Raw genomic sequence first — 16,356 nt, 5'->3', positions numbered from 1 at the left:
CATGAACCACCTTCAATTGCACGAGGCAGCCCTGCCTGACCTCTCAGAAAACCAGATCAGTCGCCTGGCCAAAGACGAGCTTGTCCATTTCAGCCTGGCCGTGGAGCAACTGCAGCACTGGAGCGAGCAGATGCGCCAGCGCATCAACCGTGCCATGGAAATTCGTTATGCCGAACACATCCGGCAAGCGGACGTGATGGGGCAGGGCGAGTCCCAGCGACTTCACATCGATGACGGCGATTTGCAGATCGAGATGAGCCAGCCCTTGGAAGTCACTTGGGATCAAAAGCACCTGTCCGAGATTGCCGATCGGATGGTGGCAGCCGGTGACCGCGTCCAGGACTTCATGCGGGTAGAGCTGTCTGTCACGGAGGCTGACTACACCCGCTGGCACCCGATGCTCAAGGCCGCATTTGAGCCAGCTCGCCAAGCGCGCATCACCGAGCCGCAGTTCCGCATTCGCTGGGCCGGCGAGCGCCAGCTTGCAAGCCCACTGTGAACCCGGTAATCGCTAGCTACATCCATTGAACACTGAACCGAGATCCATTCATGAACCACGATTCTTATCACTCACATGCCCAGACACCTGACCATGGTTGAGCTCTGGACCTTAGAAGCCGTGGCTGACCGGTTCACGGAGGCAGCCCGAACCGCCAGGCGCTTGCCCCGAGTGGCCGTACAAGGCTATGTCAGCGCCTGGCCTGTGATCGTGCGCAGCGAGCTCGAAGGCTATCCGGACCGAGACAAGCTCTATCGGCTGCCCCCGCCTTCGCCCAAGGATGTCGAGCTCATGCTCGAGGTCATGCACTGGGTGCAGGTGCTGGAAGTCGATGAGCGGCTGTTGGTGTGGATGCGCGCCAAGCGCTACGACTGGCAGGAAATCAGCAGGCGCTTTGCCTGTGACCGCACCACAGCCTGGCGGCGCTGGAAGCGCGACATGCAAGTCATCACCGATCGGCTCAACCAGGTGCGTTGATCAAACCCTGAACCGGGCAAGCCGCGCGCGCCTTGAGGGAATTAGCGTGTTTTAAATCGCGTGCGCGGCGCTAATCGAATCGCAGGGTAAATGTGCGGGCTTGAGGCCCTTTTGACCCGTGCAACATTTCGGCGATTCGGGTCTACATTTACGGCTATGGTGAGGCCTTGAACGCACCGCACTGAGTGCACTAAGCGATCAAGGCCTCGAACGAGCCCCCCAGTCCCGCTACACCAAGCACCAGCTCACGAAATCTACGGGTCCTTCCTGGCCGCGATGCTATGCGGGGGGCAACAGCGCGAGATTTCGCTACCGATAGCCCCAAAATCCGGGTACGCGTACGCACCGGGTACGCACAGCCAACCAGCACCGCTACAGCCGGCTCAAGGCCAGTGCTGTTCCGCCATTGTTCACAGGCCCGAAATGCAACAACCACAGATCCGAATGGTCGCCATTGACGCGCTCATTCCCTACGCACGTAACGCCCGCACCCACAGCGACGCTCAAGTGGCCCAGATTGCGGCTTCCATCGTGGAGTACGGCTGGACCAATCCCGTCCTCACGGACGGGGACAAGGGCGTGATTGCAGGCCATGGGCGCTTGATGGCGGCCAGAAAGCTGGGCGTTAAAGAGGTGCCCGTCATCGAGCTGGCGCACTTGACCCCAGAGCAAAAGAAGGCCTACATCCTGGCTGACAACCGCATTGCAGAAAACGCAGGCTGGGACCAGGAGCTTTTGAAGCTGGAGCTCGCAGAGCTGCAGTCGATGGACTACGACCTCTCGCTCATTGGCTTTAGCCAAGAGGAGCTGGACGGATTTTTTGATGACGTTGAAGGAGGCGGTGGTTTGACTGAGGATGACGTCATCCCAGAGACACCCGTAGACCCTGTTTCCAGACCTGGGGATTTGTGGATCCTGGGCAACCACCGCCTGCTTTGCGGAGACGCCACGGTGTCAGCAGACGTGCAAGCCCTGATGGGTGGCCAGCTGGCCGACATGGCGTTTACCGATCCCCCCTACAACGTCGACTACGGCAACAGTGCCAAGGACAAGATGCGCGGCAAAGGCAGGCGCATCATGAACGACGCCTTGGGCGACGGCTTTTATCAATTCCTGCATGACGCCTGCCAGAACCTGCTGGCCGTGACCAAGGGCGCTTGCTATGTGTGCATGAGCTCATCGGAGTTGCATACCTTGCAAAAGGCTTGGCTCGATGCAGGCGGCAAATGGTCCACGTTTGTGATTTGGGCCAAGAACGCTTTTACGCTTGGGCGCGCGGATTACCAGCGACAGTACGAGCCCATCCTGTACGGGTGGAAACAGGGCTCAGACCACTTTTGGTGTGGAGACCGTGACCAGTCGGATGTTTGGTTTTACAACAAGCCCCGCGTCAACGATTTGCACCCGACCATGAAGCCTGTGGAGTTGGTCGAGCGTGCACTCAAGAATTCATCCAAGAGCAGAGACACGGTGATTGACTTGTTCGGCGGCTCTGGCACCACGCTCATCGCTTGCGAAAAACTTAACCGCCACGCCTGCCTGATGGAGCTCGATCCCAGATACGTGGATGTGATCATTCAGCGATGGCAGGACTACAGCGGTAAAGAGGCTATTCGCCAAAGTGACGGCTTGACCCTGGAGGCTGCCAGGCAGCAGAAAACATCACAGGATCAAGCATCGCCAGCCGCGTCTTCAACGATGCTGCAGTGAATCACAAAGCCCACCAGGTGCGGTGTGCCCATGGGGATGCTATAGCGTTGATGGGCGGTTCGCCCAATTCGCCAGGTCATCCAATGCGTGACAGCTTGCTCAATGGCCGCGGACAGATCCAGGCCTTGATGTCGAGCGTCGTTGACCGAATCGGCAAAGTGCCGACCGAAGCGACTGTCCAAGAACACCCGCACATCATGGGCGTCTTCGTTCGTGGCAAGGCAGATGGCCTGCATCGCCAGCGGCCAGGCCAGGCAGGCGTAGCCACCCATCGTGCCCCAAAAGCCAAAGGACTCATTGCGTGACGGTGGCAGGGTGGTGGTTAAGGCTGGTGCTGGTGCTAAATCGGTAGCGTTCATGGCAGGCTCCTTATGTCATTGGGTTGTTTGATGGCTCTACGAACGCTCTGTAAGGGCGAGAAGTAAAGCGTTCATCAAAAGACTTTTATTTACCCCAAACGGCCCACATAGCGGGCGTAGTCGGATCCAGATGGATCCACATACAGGTAGGGTCTGCCAGGGGCGTGTATTTCCACGCAGAGGCGTGCCTCACCCACGTAGCCGCCCTTGCCCGAGAGCCAATCGCGCGATTTCATGAAATTCATGGCGAAGGCATCGAACTCTTCAGGGCTCATCTGTCGGGTTTCGTTGATGTAAACCAGGTCGTTGCCTGTGGGGCACATGTCGCCCAGGTCGGCGGGTTTGCGGGCAAAGGGCAGTCGGATGCCCAGGACTTCAACCTGGAGGGACTTGCCGTCCATCTCTACGGTCAGCGGCGTGCGTTCGATGGTCAAGGTCATTGATCTTGTGTTCATGGTGGATCTCCTATGGTTGAGGGGTGTTCTTTAGGCAATGCGGTAACGCCGCTCTTGCCCCTCGGCCTTGTCTGACGTCACCGTCAAGCCCAGCTTCTTTTTGAGGCTGCCAGCCATGAATCCGCGAATGGTGTGCGCCTGCCAGCCACTGGCCTGAGCCATCTCGCTCAGGCTGGCGCCATGAGCTTGCTTGAGTAGGGCAATCAGCGTGGCTTGCTTGGTGCCTTCACGCAGCCCGCCGGCGGCACTGCGGTCATTCGGTCTGTAAGCGTTGCTAGCAGCTGTGCTCAAGGGTGACATGAGTCTGGTTGGTCCCCGGCCCCAGGTTCAATCCGGGGTTGATCTCTACACAAAGCGAGAGCGTGATCTGCTAAGCGTAAGGCCTGGCATAACGGATTTCGCTTCGATCGTCTTCTCTGATGAGGGAAGCATTTTGGCAGGCCATCCAGACCCCGATCAGGGTTACGACCAGTTGATAAGACCCGGCAAAAGTCTTCTTGGCTTATTCTACATAGAACACAATTCTTTGTATGTCGACATTCGTTTGGTATGGCTTACGTTAATGACGATCATTTCTCGCAGGCGGGCGTTGGAAGGCGTAGTTGTTCTATTGAAAACCCTTGAAGCACCAACTGAGTTGGTTCGCCTAGCCTCGCGCCAAGATCTGCTCGTGCCTCTCCCACCGCCTAACTTTAATATTTGATATAGGGTCCCGCCTGACACCGCACTTCGTTTATTTGCTGTTCGTGGCGTTGCGTGTTATCTGCTCTGTGCAAGAGTATACGTTCCTGTTTTTGAAAAACATCCATTCTTATGGACTTCAACTGCGGTGGTGATATAGCGTCTAACCCGGTAGCCAAGTAGATGATGCAAAGCGTACTTGTCACCGGTGGTGCGGGCTATATTGGCTCTCACACCACGTTAGCGTTGCTGCAAGCCAATTTTGATGTTGTGGTGCTTGACAACCTTTGTAATGGTTCAGCTGAGTCGCTGCGGCGGGTGGCGCAACTGACCGGGCGCGCACCTGTGTTTGTGGAAGGCGACATTCGCGACCGAGCCTTGCTGGATAAGTTGCTGGAACAGCACACGGTGCAGGCGGTGCTGCATTTTGCCGGGTTGAAGGCCGTGGGTGAAAGTGTGTCCCAGCCGCTGCGCTATTACGACAACAACGTGGGCGGCACCGTCACCCTGTGCCAAGCCATGGCGGCGGCGGGCGTGTTCACGCTCGTGTTCAGTTCGTCGGCCACAGTGTATGGCGACCCGGCCACCGTACCCATCACCGAAGACCAGTTGGCAGGCGCCACCACCAACCCCTACGGCCGCAGCAAGTACATGGTGGAACAGGTGCTGGGTGACTTGGCCACGTCGGATCCGCGCTGGCGCGTGGCCTTGCTGCGCTACTTCAACCCCGTGGGCGCGCACGAAAGCGGCCAGATAGGCGAAGACCCGCACGGCATACCCAACAACCTGCTGCCTTACATCACTCAGGTGGCCGTTGGCAAGCTGCCCGAACTGGCTGTGTTTGGCAACGACTACCCCACGGTGGACGGCAGCGGTGTGCGCGACTACATCCATGTGGTGGACCTGGCCGAAGGCCACCTGGCGGCTTTGGCCGCGTTGAACGCACCGCACACCCGCCCCGGCACACACGTATGGAACCTGGGCACCGGCCAGGGCTACAGCGTGCTGCAGATGGTGCAGGCCTTTGAAGCCGCCAGCCGCCGCCCCGTGCCCTACCGTTTGGTCTTGCGCCGTCCCGGCGACATCGCCACCTGCTACGCCGACCCCACCAAGGCCGCCACCGAACTGGGCTGGACCGCGAAGCGCGACCTCCACACCATGATGCTTGACGCTTGGCGCTGGCAGTCGCAGAACCCAGATGGCTATCGTGGATGAAATGAAGAAATCAATAATGAACGCAGATTCTGGCTCAGGGCTCAGGGCTCAGGACTCAGGACTCAGGACTCAGGACTCAGGACTCAGGACTCAGGACTCAGGACTCAGGACTCAGGACTCAGGACTCAGGACTCAGGACTCAGGACTCAGGACTCAGGACTCAGGACTCAGGACTCAGGACTCAGGACTCAGGACTCAGGACTCAGGACTCAGGACTCAGGACTCAGGACTCAGGACTCAGGACTCAGGACTCAATGGGATTTCACATCATGGGTGAAATCATGATCCGTACCATGAATCGTTTTGCCACACTGGTCATAGCGCTGCCACGTCAGGTGAAGCGCGTTGTCGTGCTTGTTTTGGATGCCGCTCTTTGCGTTTTGTCGGTCTGGCTGTGCGAGAGCTGGACATTGACGATCTGCTGGGCCGTGAGCCTGTCAAGCCCAATGGCCTGCTGCTCAACCTGAACACCCACCACAAAACCGTGCTGGTGACCGGGGCGGGGGGCAGCATTGGCAGTGAGCTCTGCCGCCAGATCCTCAAGACCAACCCCAAGCAGTTGCTGTTGGTGGAGATGAGCGAATTTGCGCTTTACCAGATTCACCAGGAGCTGCAGGCATCGATTGCAGGCGAACGCCTGAGTATGAACGAGCCTGTCGAGGTCGACGGGTCCGGGGCACCAGTGGCCGGCGACGGGCCAGACATCGAAATCGTGCCCCTGTTGGCCTCTGCGTGCGATGAAGTGCGCATGCACGAAATCATGGACACCTGGAAGCCGCACACGGTGTACCACGCAGCCGCCTACAAGCATGTGCCTCTGGTGGAGCACAACCCGGCCGAAGGCGTGCGCAACAACGTGTGGGGCACCCGGGTGTGCGCTGAAGCGGCGGCGCGGAATGGTGTTCGCAACTTTGTGCTGATTAGCACCGACAAGGCGGTGCGGCCCACCAACATCATGGGCGCCACGAAGCGGCTGGCTGAAATGGTGCTGCAAGCCTTGGCTGAGGTGAATGCCGCCGTGGCCGCCCAAGGGGACAGGGCGCCCAGTGCCAAGACGACCTTTTCGATGGTGCGTTTTGGCAATGTGCTGGGCTCCAGCGGCTCAGTAGTGCCCCTGTTTCGTGAGCAGATCAAAAACGGCGGCCCTATCACTTTGACGCATGCCGACATCACCCGTTACTTCATGACCATCCCCGAGGCAGCGCAGCTGGTCATCCAGGCCGGGGCCATGGGGCAGGGCGGCGATGTGTTTGTGCTGGACATGGGCCAGCCCGTCAAGATCATCGACCTGGCCCGCCGCATGGTGGAGCTGTCGGGCTTGATGGTGCGCGACGAACTGAACTCCAGTGGCGACATTGAACTGACCGTGACCGGCCTGCGCCCTGGCGAAAAGCTGTACGAAGAGCTGCTGATTGGCGACAACCCCAAGCCCACCCAGCACCCGCGCATCATGAAGGCGCATGAGCAATTCATCAGCTGGCCGCAGCTCGAAGCAAAGCTCAACGCCTTGAACATGGCCATGAGCGTGAACGACGTGCCTGTCATCCGCGCTATGCTCGAGCAAATCGTCAGCGGCTACCAACCCAGCGGCGAGGTGGTCGACTGGGTCCACATGGCCTTAGAGCGCGAAGCGCTGGCCAACGAATAATTCCCACAGAACAGGAGCCAGACATGGGCCTTATGGAAAGCGTCAAAAACTGGATTCAACCCCAGCGTGACCCCAACACCCTCTATGTGTCGATCGACGAAATTCCTCAGCCACGCGACTGGGGCACCGTGCAGTTGACCGTGGGCAGCGACGTGATGCTTAGTCGCGATATGGCACTGGTGGGGTCTGCGCCAGATGAGTTGCTGAGTTGGATCGAGCGCAACCTGCCCAAGATCAAAGCCTCTGGCTTTGAGCAGGTGCACTTCGAGAACGTGGCCGAACCGATCCAGCGCCGCATCCAGGCGCTGCTCAATGGCTGATTAACCCGACTTGTTCTTTGATGGCAGAGTGGGGCGTGAGCCCCCTTTTGCTTTTAGGGGCCCGATTTTCAGCGCACCTTGCGGATGCTGGCAGGCGCCACCGCCATCTTGACATCCTTGCTTAGGATGTTGAGCAGCACCATGACGCGGCCTTCGCCATCGGTCATTTGGTAGATCGCCTCCACCCCCACAAACGGCCCATCGGTCACCAGGACCGGCTCACCGGGCTCAAAGTGGCGCAACTGCACCTCGGCCGAGTTGGACTGGACGCGAATGTCGGCAATCAGCTCTTCGTCTATCTTGGCGGGCGTCTGCCCAAACGTCACCAGGCGGCTCACGCCCACCGTGGAGCGAACAGGGGCCCAGCTTTGGGACTCCAGTCCGGTGCCCAGGCGGATGAACAGGTAGCGCGGGAAAAGCGGCTCCTGCACCACCTGCAAGGCACCCCGTCGCAGCTTTTCAGCATGGATCAGGGGCAAGAAGCACTCAAAGCCTTGGCGCTCGAGATTTTCCAGAGCAACGCGTTCTTGGCGCATCTTGGTGTGGATCAGATACCAGTTGCCCATCAAGTTGCCCCCAAGCCGTTAAAGAATTGAAGAGCAATTCTATATGGCTGAGTGACCGACAACTGACAGTTCTGTTGACTGGAGGGAGGGCCCTGAGGGTCAGTTCTGCGATAGTCAGGGCAACGGGCAACGGGCAACGGGCAGTCCGGCTGGGCCGGTAGGTGAGTGGGTCGAGCCGAGATGTTTTCCAACTTAACGAACTTGACAAGTCGATCCAGGTAAACGAAAATGTGATTCAGGAGCTGCAATGGAGCAGCTTGTGAGCCGGAGAGCGCAAATGTTGACTTGGGAAGAAACCACGGTTTCGGGTGAGCCTGGCACCACAGGGGCTTATGCCCACTATCAGATCGTTCGCCGTAATGGGTCAATCGTGCCGTTTGAGCCCAACAAAATAGCCCACGCCATGATGAAAGCGTTCATGGCGGTGCACGGTGCCTGGGCTTTTGCCCAGGGCATCTGCAGTGGTTGGCTCCACGGCTTTTGGCGCCCACTCAAACCATCAAGGGTCAGCGCTCATGCAGGTGATCGTGCAGCTTGTCTTGATCGCCCCATTCATATGGCTCCGCAGCAGGCCCAATCTAGGCATTTGCGTTTTTTCGGCAGCAGCAAGCTCGACATGCGCAACGCACCCTGAGCAGGTGCTCAAGACTCAATCGCCATGAACACATTAACTTCCCCTTTTTCTGTTGCCTTTGACCCCGTCAACACACGTCGCACCAGCACGGCAGACCCCTACGCAACTGAGGCGCAGACCGCTGCGTTGCTGCGCCGTGGTGCGGAGTACAGGCGTCAACGCATCAATGCGTCGGACATGATTACCACGGATGAAGCTGCCGACCTGAGCGGGACGAGCCGCGTCACGATCAATGCGTGGATCAAGAGCGGTCGCTGCATTGGGGTGACGCATTTGCGTCGCGGTTTCAAGATGCCGAAATGGCAGTTTGAGCCCTACGTTTTTCCGGTGATTCAGTCACTGTCAGAAGCGTTGGGCACCACCGATGGGTGGCAACTGCTGTCGTTTTTGGAAACGCCGCACGAGGCACTTGACGGACTGGCACCACGGATTGCCTTGGAGCAAGGCTTGTCTGGCCAGCGCATCGTTGACTTGGCAGCAGCAGAAGGGCACTGAGCTTGATTGCCCATGAAATTCAAAGATCTCAACCCAACCGTTATTGAACTTGCTGCCCCCTACGTTTTTTACCGAACCCAGCTGATTCGACCCCGAGTCAACAGCGTGCAAATGAATGGCGTGTCCATGCCGCCAGTCGGCTTGATGCATGGCCGGTATTGCTTGCCAGATGAACCGGTGGCCTATTTGGCCGACAGCCCAGACACGGCGCTGTATGAGTCACTACTCAGGCGTGAGACGGTAAGCAGAAGCTTGTCAGAGCTGCGTCGCAGGTGTTTGGTCGAATTTGTGACCACTGGCACTTTGCGGCTTGCCGATTTACGCGGCTTGGCCGAGCCATACCCTGTGTTGCAGTCGCTGCGCGTGGCACAAACACAGGAACTTGCCGCCGACTGCAGAGCCATGCATCTGGATGGAATGGTCTACGCTTCGGCCCAGCACCCGCATCACACATGCATCGCCCTGTTCCAGTCAGGCATCACGCAGCTGAGCAAGCGTAACTCCCAGCGACTCATAAAGCCCGGCACCAATCGTTTGCTGCTGGTGTTGCAAACCGCGCTGTGGCGCTCGGGTGTTCCGTTAGATGAGAGTTGAGATCGCTCCACACCGTTTGACGTGAATTCTCCGAAAAGGAAGTATCAATCTAATATTTAGGTGCCTGAAATGATCATCGAAAGAGCTATTCAAAGCCGCCATCTTTTGGCGTTCACGTACGATGGTTTTGTCCGCACGGTGGAGCCACACACCGTCGGCATTGATTCCAAGGGCCATCGAGCACTGCGGGCCTACCAGGTCAGTGGTGGAAGTGAATCCGGGGAATACGTCGGGTGGAAGATTTTCCATGTTGATGAAATCTTCAGCTTGTCTGAGCTGCCACAAGCGTTCAATGGCCCGCGTCCAGGATTCAAAAGAGGTGACAGCGCCTTCAGGGTCATAACGGCTGAGCTTTGAGGGTGCTTTAACTCAGGACGCGGACGCCGGTTCAATTCCGTAGTTGCGTTGAGTGATTTCTGGTTTCTGCTGTTTCCAAAGCAGGCAAAAACTCATGCGTAGGAGCGGGGGGCAGCCGTTTTTACGCCCAGCGGGACAACATCAATCCCGTTTGATCGCACGCACTTTTGAGAGAGAATTAGCTTTGGTTTTTTTCAACACCGCACCGCCACCATATGCAAAGTGAAAAAGCCACCAGGTTCAACCAACCTGGTGGCTTTTTTTTGGGCAGATTCAAGGACGAAATCAGCCATTCCAAAAAAACCGCGCCTGGCGCGGTTTCCATGGATGGGGGCTTAACAAAAGTGGGGCGTCAAACTTGCACAGCCGCCGTCTTGTTGCTTTCTTGCTTGTGCAGTTCGATGTACCTGCCGGCAAGGAAGGCTGTGAAAAAGCCGTTGAACCAGTCCATATTGATGGGTTTGGCCATGAAGATGCTGCCTTCTGGGAGGCCACCTTTGGCTTCAATTTCTTCCGCCGTCAGGCCTGACAAGACCAGCGTGGTCATTCGGTTGAACAGCGGGTTTTGGCGCAGGGTGCGCAGCAACTCAAAGCCGTCAACGCCTGGCATGTCCAAGTCGGTGATCAGGACGTCGGGTTTGATGCTGGAGATATCGATCAAGGCTTCCAGTCCTGAGGACATGGCGGTGCAATCGACCGGCATGCTGGAGCGGTTGCAGTAGCCGCGCAGCATTTCGCGTGTGACCGCATCGTCTTCGACCAGCAAAACACGCAGACGGTTGTCGCGCGGTTCGTTCTGGATGGTCAGCATATTGTGCTTGCGCTGGTATTCGCGGATAGAGGGCATCGAAATCCTGCGATGGCCTCCCTGCGTCTTCCACGCCTGCAGTTCATTCTTTTCGACCAATGTTTGAATCGTACCGACTGACAACCCCAGCAGTTTGGCTGCATAAGTGGTGCCGCAGTAGTCTTCCGGGGTGTCTGGTGTAGTGTTTGTTTGCATGATGGTTTATTTTAGTAATAAAAGTATAAAAACCAATCCATGAATACTCTTAAAAGTTGTTAAAAATTTTGCTTTAAGGGAAAAAATGTTGAGGCGCTACTGTTTTCTCATGAAAAGTCCCAAATCGTGCACGGTGATCAACTGGCGAGGCTTGGTCTCCGTTGCGACAAAGTCACACCCGCTCAAAAGGTGTCTGGCGATTAACATGCACCACCACATTCATTGAGGAGACTGCCAATGCCCGCACACGCTGCTGTCTGGCCTGCGCGCTTGCCCGACCGGATCACCGCGCCCGCCACGTCCTTGTGGATGAACTTGGCCATCAGCGCCCTGCGTTACCCGGACAAAGCTGCGCTGGTGTTCATGGGTCGGGTCTGGACTTACCGCGAACTGATGGCCAGTGCCGAGCGCTTGGCAGGACAGCTGCGCGGCTTGGGTGTGCAAGCTGGGGACCGCGTGGTGTTGGACATGCAAAACTGCCCGCAGCTGGTCATTACCCACTTCGCCATTTTGCGCATCGATGCGGTGGTGGTGCCGGTCAACCCGATGAACCGGGCCGAAGAGCTCAAGCATTACATTACCGACCCCGATACGAAATTGGCCGTGACCACGGCTGACTTGGCCCCCGATTTGGCCCAGGCCAGTGCTGCACTGGCCCCCGAGGAGCGATTGAAGCATTTGGTGGTGACGCAATTCACGGATGTTTTTGACCCCGATGCCTTGGGCCCCGAGGACATGCCCGAAGCCTGGCGGCCATGGTTGTTGCCGGTGCGGGCTTTGCCCGAGTTGGCCTCTGGTCTGGTGCATGCCTGGGCCGATCTGATGGCGCCCCCCGCGGTGGACTTGCCGCCCCCTCAGGCCAAGACGGATGACTTGGCCATATTGCCTTACACCAGCGGCACCACCGGCTTGCCCAAAGGCTGCATGCACACGCACGGCACCATCATGCACAACGCCATGTCCAGTGGCTTGTGGGGCAATGGCACGCCAGAAAACGTGACCTTGTGTGTGGTGCCCATGTTCCACATCACCGGCATGGTCAGCGTCATGCACACCAGTATCTTGCTGGGGGCCAGCCTGGTGTTGATGCCGCGCTGGGACCGCGATGTGGCGGGGCATTTGATCTCCAAGTGGCGCGTGACGCACTGGACCAATATCCCGACCATGGTGATCGACTTGCTGGGCAGCCCGAACATGGACCGCTATGACCTGAGCAGCTTGGTCTACATCGGCGGCGGCGGCGCGGCCATGCCTGAGGCCGTGGCCCAGCGCTTGCGTGACCAGTTTGATCTGCGTTATGTGGAGGGTTACGGCTTGACCGAAACGGCCGCACCTTCGCACACCAACCCGCCTGATGCACCCAAGAAGCAGTGTTTGGGCATCCCGTTCATGAGTGTGGAGTCGCGCATTGTGGACCCCGAGACCCTGGCCGAGTTGCCACCGGGCGAGTCGGGTGAGATCGTCATCAGCGGCCCGCAGGTGTTCAAGGGTTACTGGAAACGGCCCGAGGCCACAGCCGCGGCGTTTTTTGAGCGCGATGGGTTCCTGTTTTTCCGCTCGGGCGACATGGGTCGTGTTGATGAAGAGGGGTACTTCTTCATGACCGACCGCTTGAAGCGCATGATCAACGCGAGTGGCTTCAAAGTCTGGCCCGCCGAGGTCGAGGCTCTGATGTTCCGCCACCCCGCGATCCAAGAGGCCTGCATCATTGCCACCCGAGACGCCTACCGGGGTGAGTCGGTCAAGGCGGTGGTGGTTTTGCGGCAAGACCACAAAGGCAAGGTGTCTGAGCAAGACATCATCGACTGGTGCCGTGACAACATGGCGGTTTACAAAATGCCCCGCGCCGTGAGCTTTGTCGATGCCCTGCCCAAGAGCGGCAGCGGCAAAGTCATGTGGCGGGCATTGCAAGAGGCCGAAATGGCGGCTTTGGCCCCCGAAACCAAAACCACATGAGCCTGAAACTTTCTGTCCTTGACCAGTCTGCTGCTGCCGACGGGCGCGGGCAAGACATCACCATTCGTCAGACCCTGGCGCTGGCCGAAAAGGCAGAGGCCTGGGGTTATCACCGCTTTTGGGTCAGCGAACACCACAGCCATCCGAGCATTGTGGGCACTGCGCCCGAGGTCTTGATGGCCGCCATTGCAGCTCGCACACACCGTATTCGTTTGGGCAGTGCGGGCGTGATGCTGCCGCACTACTCGGCGCTCAAGGTGGCCGAGCAATTTCGGGTGCTCGATGCGCTGGCACCCGGACGCATCGATCTGGGCGTGGGGCGTGCCCCCGGCAGTGATGGGCGCACGGCGCAATTGCTCAACCCTGACCGCAATGCGTCCGAGCGCTTTCCTCAGCAGGTGATGGAACTGCAAGCCTGGGTCAAGGGCCACAACCTGCCACCCGGTCACCCGGGGCACAACGTTTATGCCTACCCGCAGTCGGACACCTTGCCAGACGTTTGGATGCTGGGCAGTTCTGACTATGGTGCGCAGCTGGCCGCGCACTTGGGCCTGCCCTACGCATTTGCCTATTTCATCACCGACGGACAGGGCGCTGATGAAGCCTTGCAGATTTACCGCGAGACTTTCCGGCCCAGTGCGACTCTGGCTAAACCTTATGCTGCTCTGTGCGTCTGGGCGCTGGCCGCAGACACCGACGAGGCAGCCCTGCATCTTTTTGAAAGCCGCGCCCGCTGGAAGATGGACCGCAACCTGGGCCGCATTGGCCCACTGTTGCCGCCCGAGCAAGCCGCGCGCGACTACAACCCAGCAGAACAGTTTGCGCTGCAGCGCCTGCGTGAAGGGGCCTTGATCGGCTCAGCCGCCACGGTGGGCAACAAGCTGCGCCAGTTGGCCGCGCGGCTCCAGGTCGATGAGCTGGTGGTCATCACCTGGACGCATGACCCTGTAGCCCAAATGCGTTCTTACGAACTGCTCGCCAAAGAATTTGGATTGTCGGCAAACTGCTGATCTTTAATTTTTCAAACCAAGGACTTTGTGATGTTTACCACTGCAATCGCTGGCAGCTTGCCCAAACCCGCCTGGCTCGCCGAGACCGAAAAACTCTGGCCCCAGTGGACCACCCAAGGACCCGAGCTGCAGCAAGCCAAAGCCGACGCCACCCTTTTGTGGATCAAGGCCCAAGAAGACGCGGGTCTGGACGTGATCGGTGACGGCGAGCAGGCGCGCCAGCACTTTGTGCACGGTTTTGTCGAGCAGGTTGAAGGCATCGACTTTGTGAACAAAGTCACCATGGGCATCCGCAACAACCGCTACGACGCGCAGGTGCCGCAGGTCGTTGCGCCGCTGCGCCTGAAGGGCCGCGTGCACGCTTTTGAAGCCCAGCTGGCCCGCGCCCACACGAAGAAAAAACTCAAATTCACCTTGCCTGGCCCGATGACGATTGTGGACACCGTGGCCGACCGCTTTTACGGCGACAAGGTCAAGATGGCCATGGCCTTTGCCGAGCTGCTCAACCAAGAAGCGTTGGCGCTGCAAGCCGACGGCGTGGACATCATCCAGTTCGACGAGCCTGCTTTCAACGTCTACATGGACGAAGCGGCCGATTGGGGCGTCAAGGCGCTTGAAGTGGCCGCGCGCGGCCTGACTTGCACCACCGCCGTGCACATTTGCTATGGCTATGGCATCGAAGCCAACAACAAGTGGAAAGAAACCCTGGGCCACGAGTGGCGCCAGTACGAAAAAGTCTTCCCAGCCTTGGCCAAGAGCAGCATCCAGCAGGTCAGCCTCGAGTGCATGCACTCGCATGTGCCGATGGAGATGATGAGGCTGCTGGAAGGCAAAGACGTGATGGTCGGTGTGATCGATGTGGCCAACCCCGCCATTGAGACGCCCGAAGAAATCGCCGACACCATTGGCCGCGCTTTGCAGTTCGTGCCCAAGAACCGCCTGATCGCCTGCACCAACTGCGGCCTGGCCCCGATGAGCCGCGCTGTGGCCGAGGCCAAGCTCAAAGCCTTGGCCGAAGGCGCGAAACTGGCCAGCCAGCGTTACGCCTGAAGGCGCTCCGTCTGGCGCGCGCGGTATGCTTGCGTCCTTTGCCTGATCTCCTGGACGTTTCATGCCCCAACAAACGCTGCAGCCCCCTCTGACCGCACCCGACCAGCTCAACGCCACTTTGGCGGAGCAGGGCTTTGCGGTGCTTGATGCCGCGAGTGTTGGCGCTTTGGCGGGTGTCTCGATCACGGACTTGCAAGCGCTGGAGCCAAGTTGGAATGATTTGCCGCCCGACCAGTACCTCAAGGATGGTGGGCGGTACCGCCGCAGGCGCCATGCCAGTTTTGAGGTCGCAGGCGATCAGTCCCGAGCCATGCCCCACCGCGCCCATTGGCAGCCCCTGTCGTACAACGCCTTGCACGGCGGCATGCAGCGCTGGTTCGAGCCCATGGCAAGTGAGGTGGTTCAACAAGCGGCTTGGTCGCAATTGCTGTGCTGGCTGGCCCGCGTGGCTTCCAAAGCGCAGGGCGATCAGACCTGGTTCACCGAAGCGCACCAGTTTCGCATCGACACCACCGACGGCATTGGCCGCCCCACGCCCGAAGGCGCGCACCGCGATGGCGTGAATTGGGTGGCGGTGTTTCTGATTGGTCGCCACGGCATCAAGGGCGGCGAGACGCGGGTGTTTGACATGGATAGCCCGCGCGGTCAGCGCTTTACTTTGAGCGAGCCTTGGTCCGTGCTGCTGCTGGACGATACCCGTGTGATCCACGAGACCACCCCCATTCAGCCCGAACAACCGGGCGGGTGGCGTGACACCTTGGTGGTCACTTTGCGCTCAGAGGGCTTCTTGGATGAGCCTGCGCCCAAGGCTTGAGTTCAGGGCGGTTTAATCCCTGAAGTTGTCGAAGGACAGCGGCAACTCAGTCATGTCCTTGCGCAACAACGCCATGGCTTCTTGCAAATCATCGCGCTTGGCACCGGTCACGCGCACCGCATCGCCCTGAATGGACGCTTGCACTTTGATCTTGCTTTCTTTGATGAGTTTGGTGATTTTTTTGGCGTCTTCGGTCTCGATGCCGTTTTTCACCTTGATCACTTGCTTGACCTTGTCGCCGCCGATTTTTTCGACTTTGCCAATGTCCAAAAAGCGCACGTCCACACTGCGTTTGGTGAGCTTGTTGCGCAGGATGTCTTCAACTTGTGTCAGTTGAAACTCGGCATCGCCGAACATCGTGATCTCTTTGTCTTTGAGCTCGATCTTGGCCGATGTGCCTTTGAAGTCAAAGCGGGTGCCGATTTCTTTGGCAGAAGTGTCAACGGCGTTGCGCACTTCGGCCATATTGGGTTCACAAACGGTATCAAACGAGGGCATGGCAGGAAATATCAG

The 16,356-nt window shown here is 58.5% G+C and carries 19 protein-coding genes and 2 pseudogenes; 15 read left to right on the top strand and 6 right to left on the bottom strand.

What is annotated here, in order from left to right:
- The first annotated feature begins 1 nt into the window (after position 1).
- From ACZ5SR_RS12440 to ACZ5SR_RS12430, 3 genes are all read left to right on the top strand, one after another.
- Positions 2-499 carry a hypothetical protein gene (locus ACZ5SR_RS12440; RefSeq protein WP_464448972.1) on the top strand — a complete coding sequence of 166 codons (498 nt, stop codon included), beginning with the start codon at positions 2-4 and terminating at the stop codon, positions 497-499.
- Positions 500-592: 93 nt separating this feature from the next.
- Complete coding sequence (locus tag ACZ5SR_RS12435; RefSeq protein ID WP_464448971.1) at positions 593-976, top strand: DUF6362 family protein; 384 nt, start codon at positions 593-595, stop codon at positions 974-976.
- A 423-nt stretch (positions 977-1,399) separates the two neighbouring features.
- Positions 1,400-2,686, top strand: a complete 1,287-nt coding sequence (locus ACZ5SR_RS12430) for a site-specific DNA-methyltransferase (protein ID WP_464448970.1) — start codon at positions 1,400-1,402, stop codon at positions 2,684-2,686.
- Here ACZ5SR_RS12430 and ACZ5SR_RS12425 read toward each other — a convergent pair.
- The 3 genes from ACZ5SR_RS12425 to ACZ5SR_RS12415 all read right to left on the bottom strand — a co-directional run bounded on the left by ACZ5SR_RS12425 (position 2,647) and on the right by ACZ5SR_RS12415 (position 3,791).
- The gene (locus ACZ5SR_RS12425; RefSeq protein WP_464448969.1) at positions 2,647-3,045 is read right to left on the bottom strand and encodes a hypothetical protein; all 399 of its coding nucleotides are present in this window, start codon (positions 3,043-3,045) and stop codon (positions 2,647-2,649) included. The genes ACZ5SR_RS12430 and ACZ5SR_RS12425 overlap by 40 nt on opposite strands.
- 89 nt (positions 3,046-3,134) lie before the next feature.
- A complete protein-coding gene (locus ACZ5SR_RS12420) occupies positions 3,135-3,500 on the bottom strand; it encodes a hypothetical protein (protein ID WP_464448968.1) in 366 nt (121 codons plus the stop codon).
- A 30-nt stretch (positions 3,501-3,530) separates the two neighbouring features.
- A complete protein-coding gene (locus tag ACZ5SR_RS12415; RefSeq protein WP_464448967.1) occupies positions 3,531-3,791 on the bottom strand; it encodes a DUF3489 domain-containing protein in 261 nt (86 codons plus the stop codon).
- Between the two features lie 7 nt (positions 3,792-3,798).
- Here ACZ5SR_RS12415 and ACZ5SR_RS12410 point away from each other — a divergent pair, with 7 nt between their 5' ends.
- The 4 genes and pseudogenes from ACZ5SR_RS12410 (at position 3,799) to ACZ5SR_RS12395 (ending at position 7,364) form a co-directional block, all read left to right on the top strand.
- A complete protein-coding gene (locus ACZ5SR_RS12410; protein ID WP_464448966.1) occupies positions 3,799-4,203 on the top strand; it encodes a sugar transferase in 405 nt (134 codons plus the stop codon).
- 161 nt (positions 4,204-4,364) lie between these two features.
- Positions 4,365-5,396, top strand: coding sequence for a UDP-glucose 4-epimerase GalE (gene galE, locus ACZ5SR_RS12405; protein WP_464448965.1), 1,032 nt, complete (start codon positions 4,365-4,367; stop codon positions 5,394-5,396).
- A gap of 394 nt (positions 5,397-5,790) precedes the next feature.
- Positions 5,791-7,044, top strand: a pseudogene (locus tag ACZ5SR_RS12400) (UDP-N-acetylglucosamine 4,6-dehydratase family protein); the annotation flags it as partial.
- A gap of 23 nt (positions 7,045-7,067) precedes the next feature.
- The gene (locus ACZ5SR_RS12395; protein WP_464448964.1) at positions 7,068-7,364 is read left to right on the top strand and encodes a hypothetical protein; all 297 of its coding nucleotides are present in this window, start codon (positions 7,068-7,070) and stop codon (positions 7,362-7,364) included.
- A 68-nt stretch (positions 7,365-7,432) separates the two neighbouring features.
- Here the strand turns inward: ACZ5SR_RS12395 and rfaH are convergent, their stop codons facing one another.
- Positions 7,433-7,930, bottom strand: a complete 498-nt coding sequence (rfaH, locus tag ACZ5SR_RS12390) for a transcription/translation regulatory transformer protein RfaH (RefSeq protein WP_464448963.1) — start codon at positions 7,928-7,930, stop codon at positions 7,433-7,435.
- A gap of 331 nt (positions 7,931-8,261) precedes the next feature.
- Between rfaH and ACZ5SR_RS12385 the strand changes: the two are divergent.
- The 4 genes and pseudogenes from ACZ5SR_RS12385 to ACZ5SR_RS12370 form a co-directional block, all read left to right on the top strand.
- A pseudogene (locus tag ACZ5SR_RS12385) lies at positions 8,262-8,363 on the top strand (ATP cone domain-containing protein); the annotation flags it as partial.
- 225 nt (positions 8,364-8,588) lie between these two features.
- Complete coding sequence (locus tag ACZ5SR_RS12380) at positions 8,589-9,059, top strand: MerR family transcriptional regulator (RefSeq protein WP_464448962.1); 471 nt, start codon at positions 8,589-8,591, stop codon at positions 9,057-9,059.
- A gap of 12 nt (positions 9,060-9,071) precedes the next feature.
- Entirely contained in the window at positions 9,072-9,653 is a 582-nt protein-coding gene (locus ACZ5SR_RS12375) for an RES family NAD+ phosphorylase (protein ID WP_464448961.1), read from the top strand.
- A gap of 69 nt (positions 9,654-9,722) precedes the next feature.
- A complete protein-coding gene (locus tag ACZ5SR_RS12370; protein WP_464448960.1) occupies positions 9,723-10,010 on the top strand; it encodes a WYL domain-containing protein in 288 nt (95 codons plus the stop codon).
- Positions 10,011-10,362: 352 nt separating this feature from the next.
- Here ACZ5SR_RS12370 and ACZ5SR_RS12365 read toward each other — a convergent pair whose 3' ends face one another.
- Positions 10,363-11,013, bottom strand: coding sequence for a response regulator (locus tag ACZ5SR_RS12365; RefSeq protein ID WP_464448959.1), 651 nt, complete (start codon positions 11,011-11,013; stop codon positions 10,363-10,365).
- A gap of 237 nt (positions 11,014-11,250) precedes the next feature.
- On the opposite strand from ACZ5SR_RS12365, the gene ACZ5SR_RS12360 reads away from it, so the two are divergent.
- From ACZ5SR_RS12360 to ACZ5SR_RS12345, 4 genes are all read left to right on the top strand, one after another.
- Complete coding sequence (locus tag ACZ5SR_RS12360; RefSeq protein WP_464448958.1) at positions 11,251-12,969, top strand: long-chain fatty acid--CoA ligase; 1,719 nt, start codon at positions 11,251-11,253, stop codon at positions 12,967-12,969.
- Positions 12,966-13,979, top strand: a complete 1,014-nt coding sequence (locus ACZ5SR_RS12355) for an LLM class flavin-dependent oxidoreductase (protein WP_464448957.1) — start codon at positions 12,966-12,968, stop codon at positions 13,977-13,979. Before ACZ5SR_RS12360 ends, ACZ5SR_RS12355 begins: the two co-directional genes overlap by 4 nt.
- A 30-nt stretch (positions 13,980-14,009) precedes the next feature.
- On the top strand, positions 14,010-15,029 hold the full coding sequence (locus ACZ5SR_RS12350; RefSeq protein ID WP_464448956.1) for a methionine synthase: 1,020 nt from the start codon (positions 14,010-14,012) through the stop codon (positions 15,027-15,029).
- Between the two features lie 61 nt (positions 15,030-15,090).
- Entirely contained in the window at positions 15,091-15,843 is a 753-nt protein-coding gene (locus ACZ5SR_RS12345) for a 2OG-Fe dioxygenase family protein (protein WP_464448955.1), read from the top strand.
- A gap of 12 nt (positions 15,844-15,855) precedes the next feature.
- On the opposite strand, the gene ACZ5SR_RS12340 is transcribed toward ACZ5SR_RS12345, so the two are convergent.
- Positions 15,856-16,341 carry a YajQ family cyclic di-GMP-binding protein gene (locus ACZ5SR_RS12340; RefSeq protein WP_100173909.1) on the bottom strand — a complete coding sequence of 162 codons (486 nt, stop codon included), beginning with the start codon at positions 16,339-16,341 and terminating at the stop codon, positions 15,856-15,858.
- Positions 16,342-16,356 lie beyond the last annotated feature (15 nt).

It is taken from the genome of Limnohabitans sp. TEGF002, from assembly GCF_055395845.1.
Note: the sequence above shows the minus strand (reverse complement) of the source record. Positions and strands in the feature narration are given on the sequence as shown.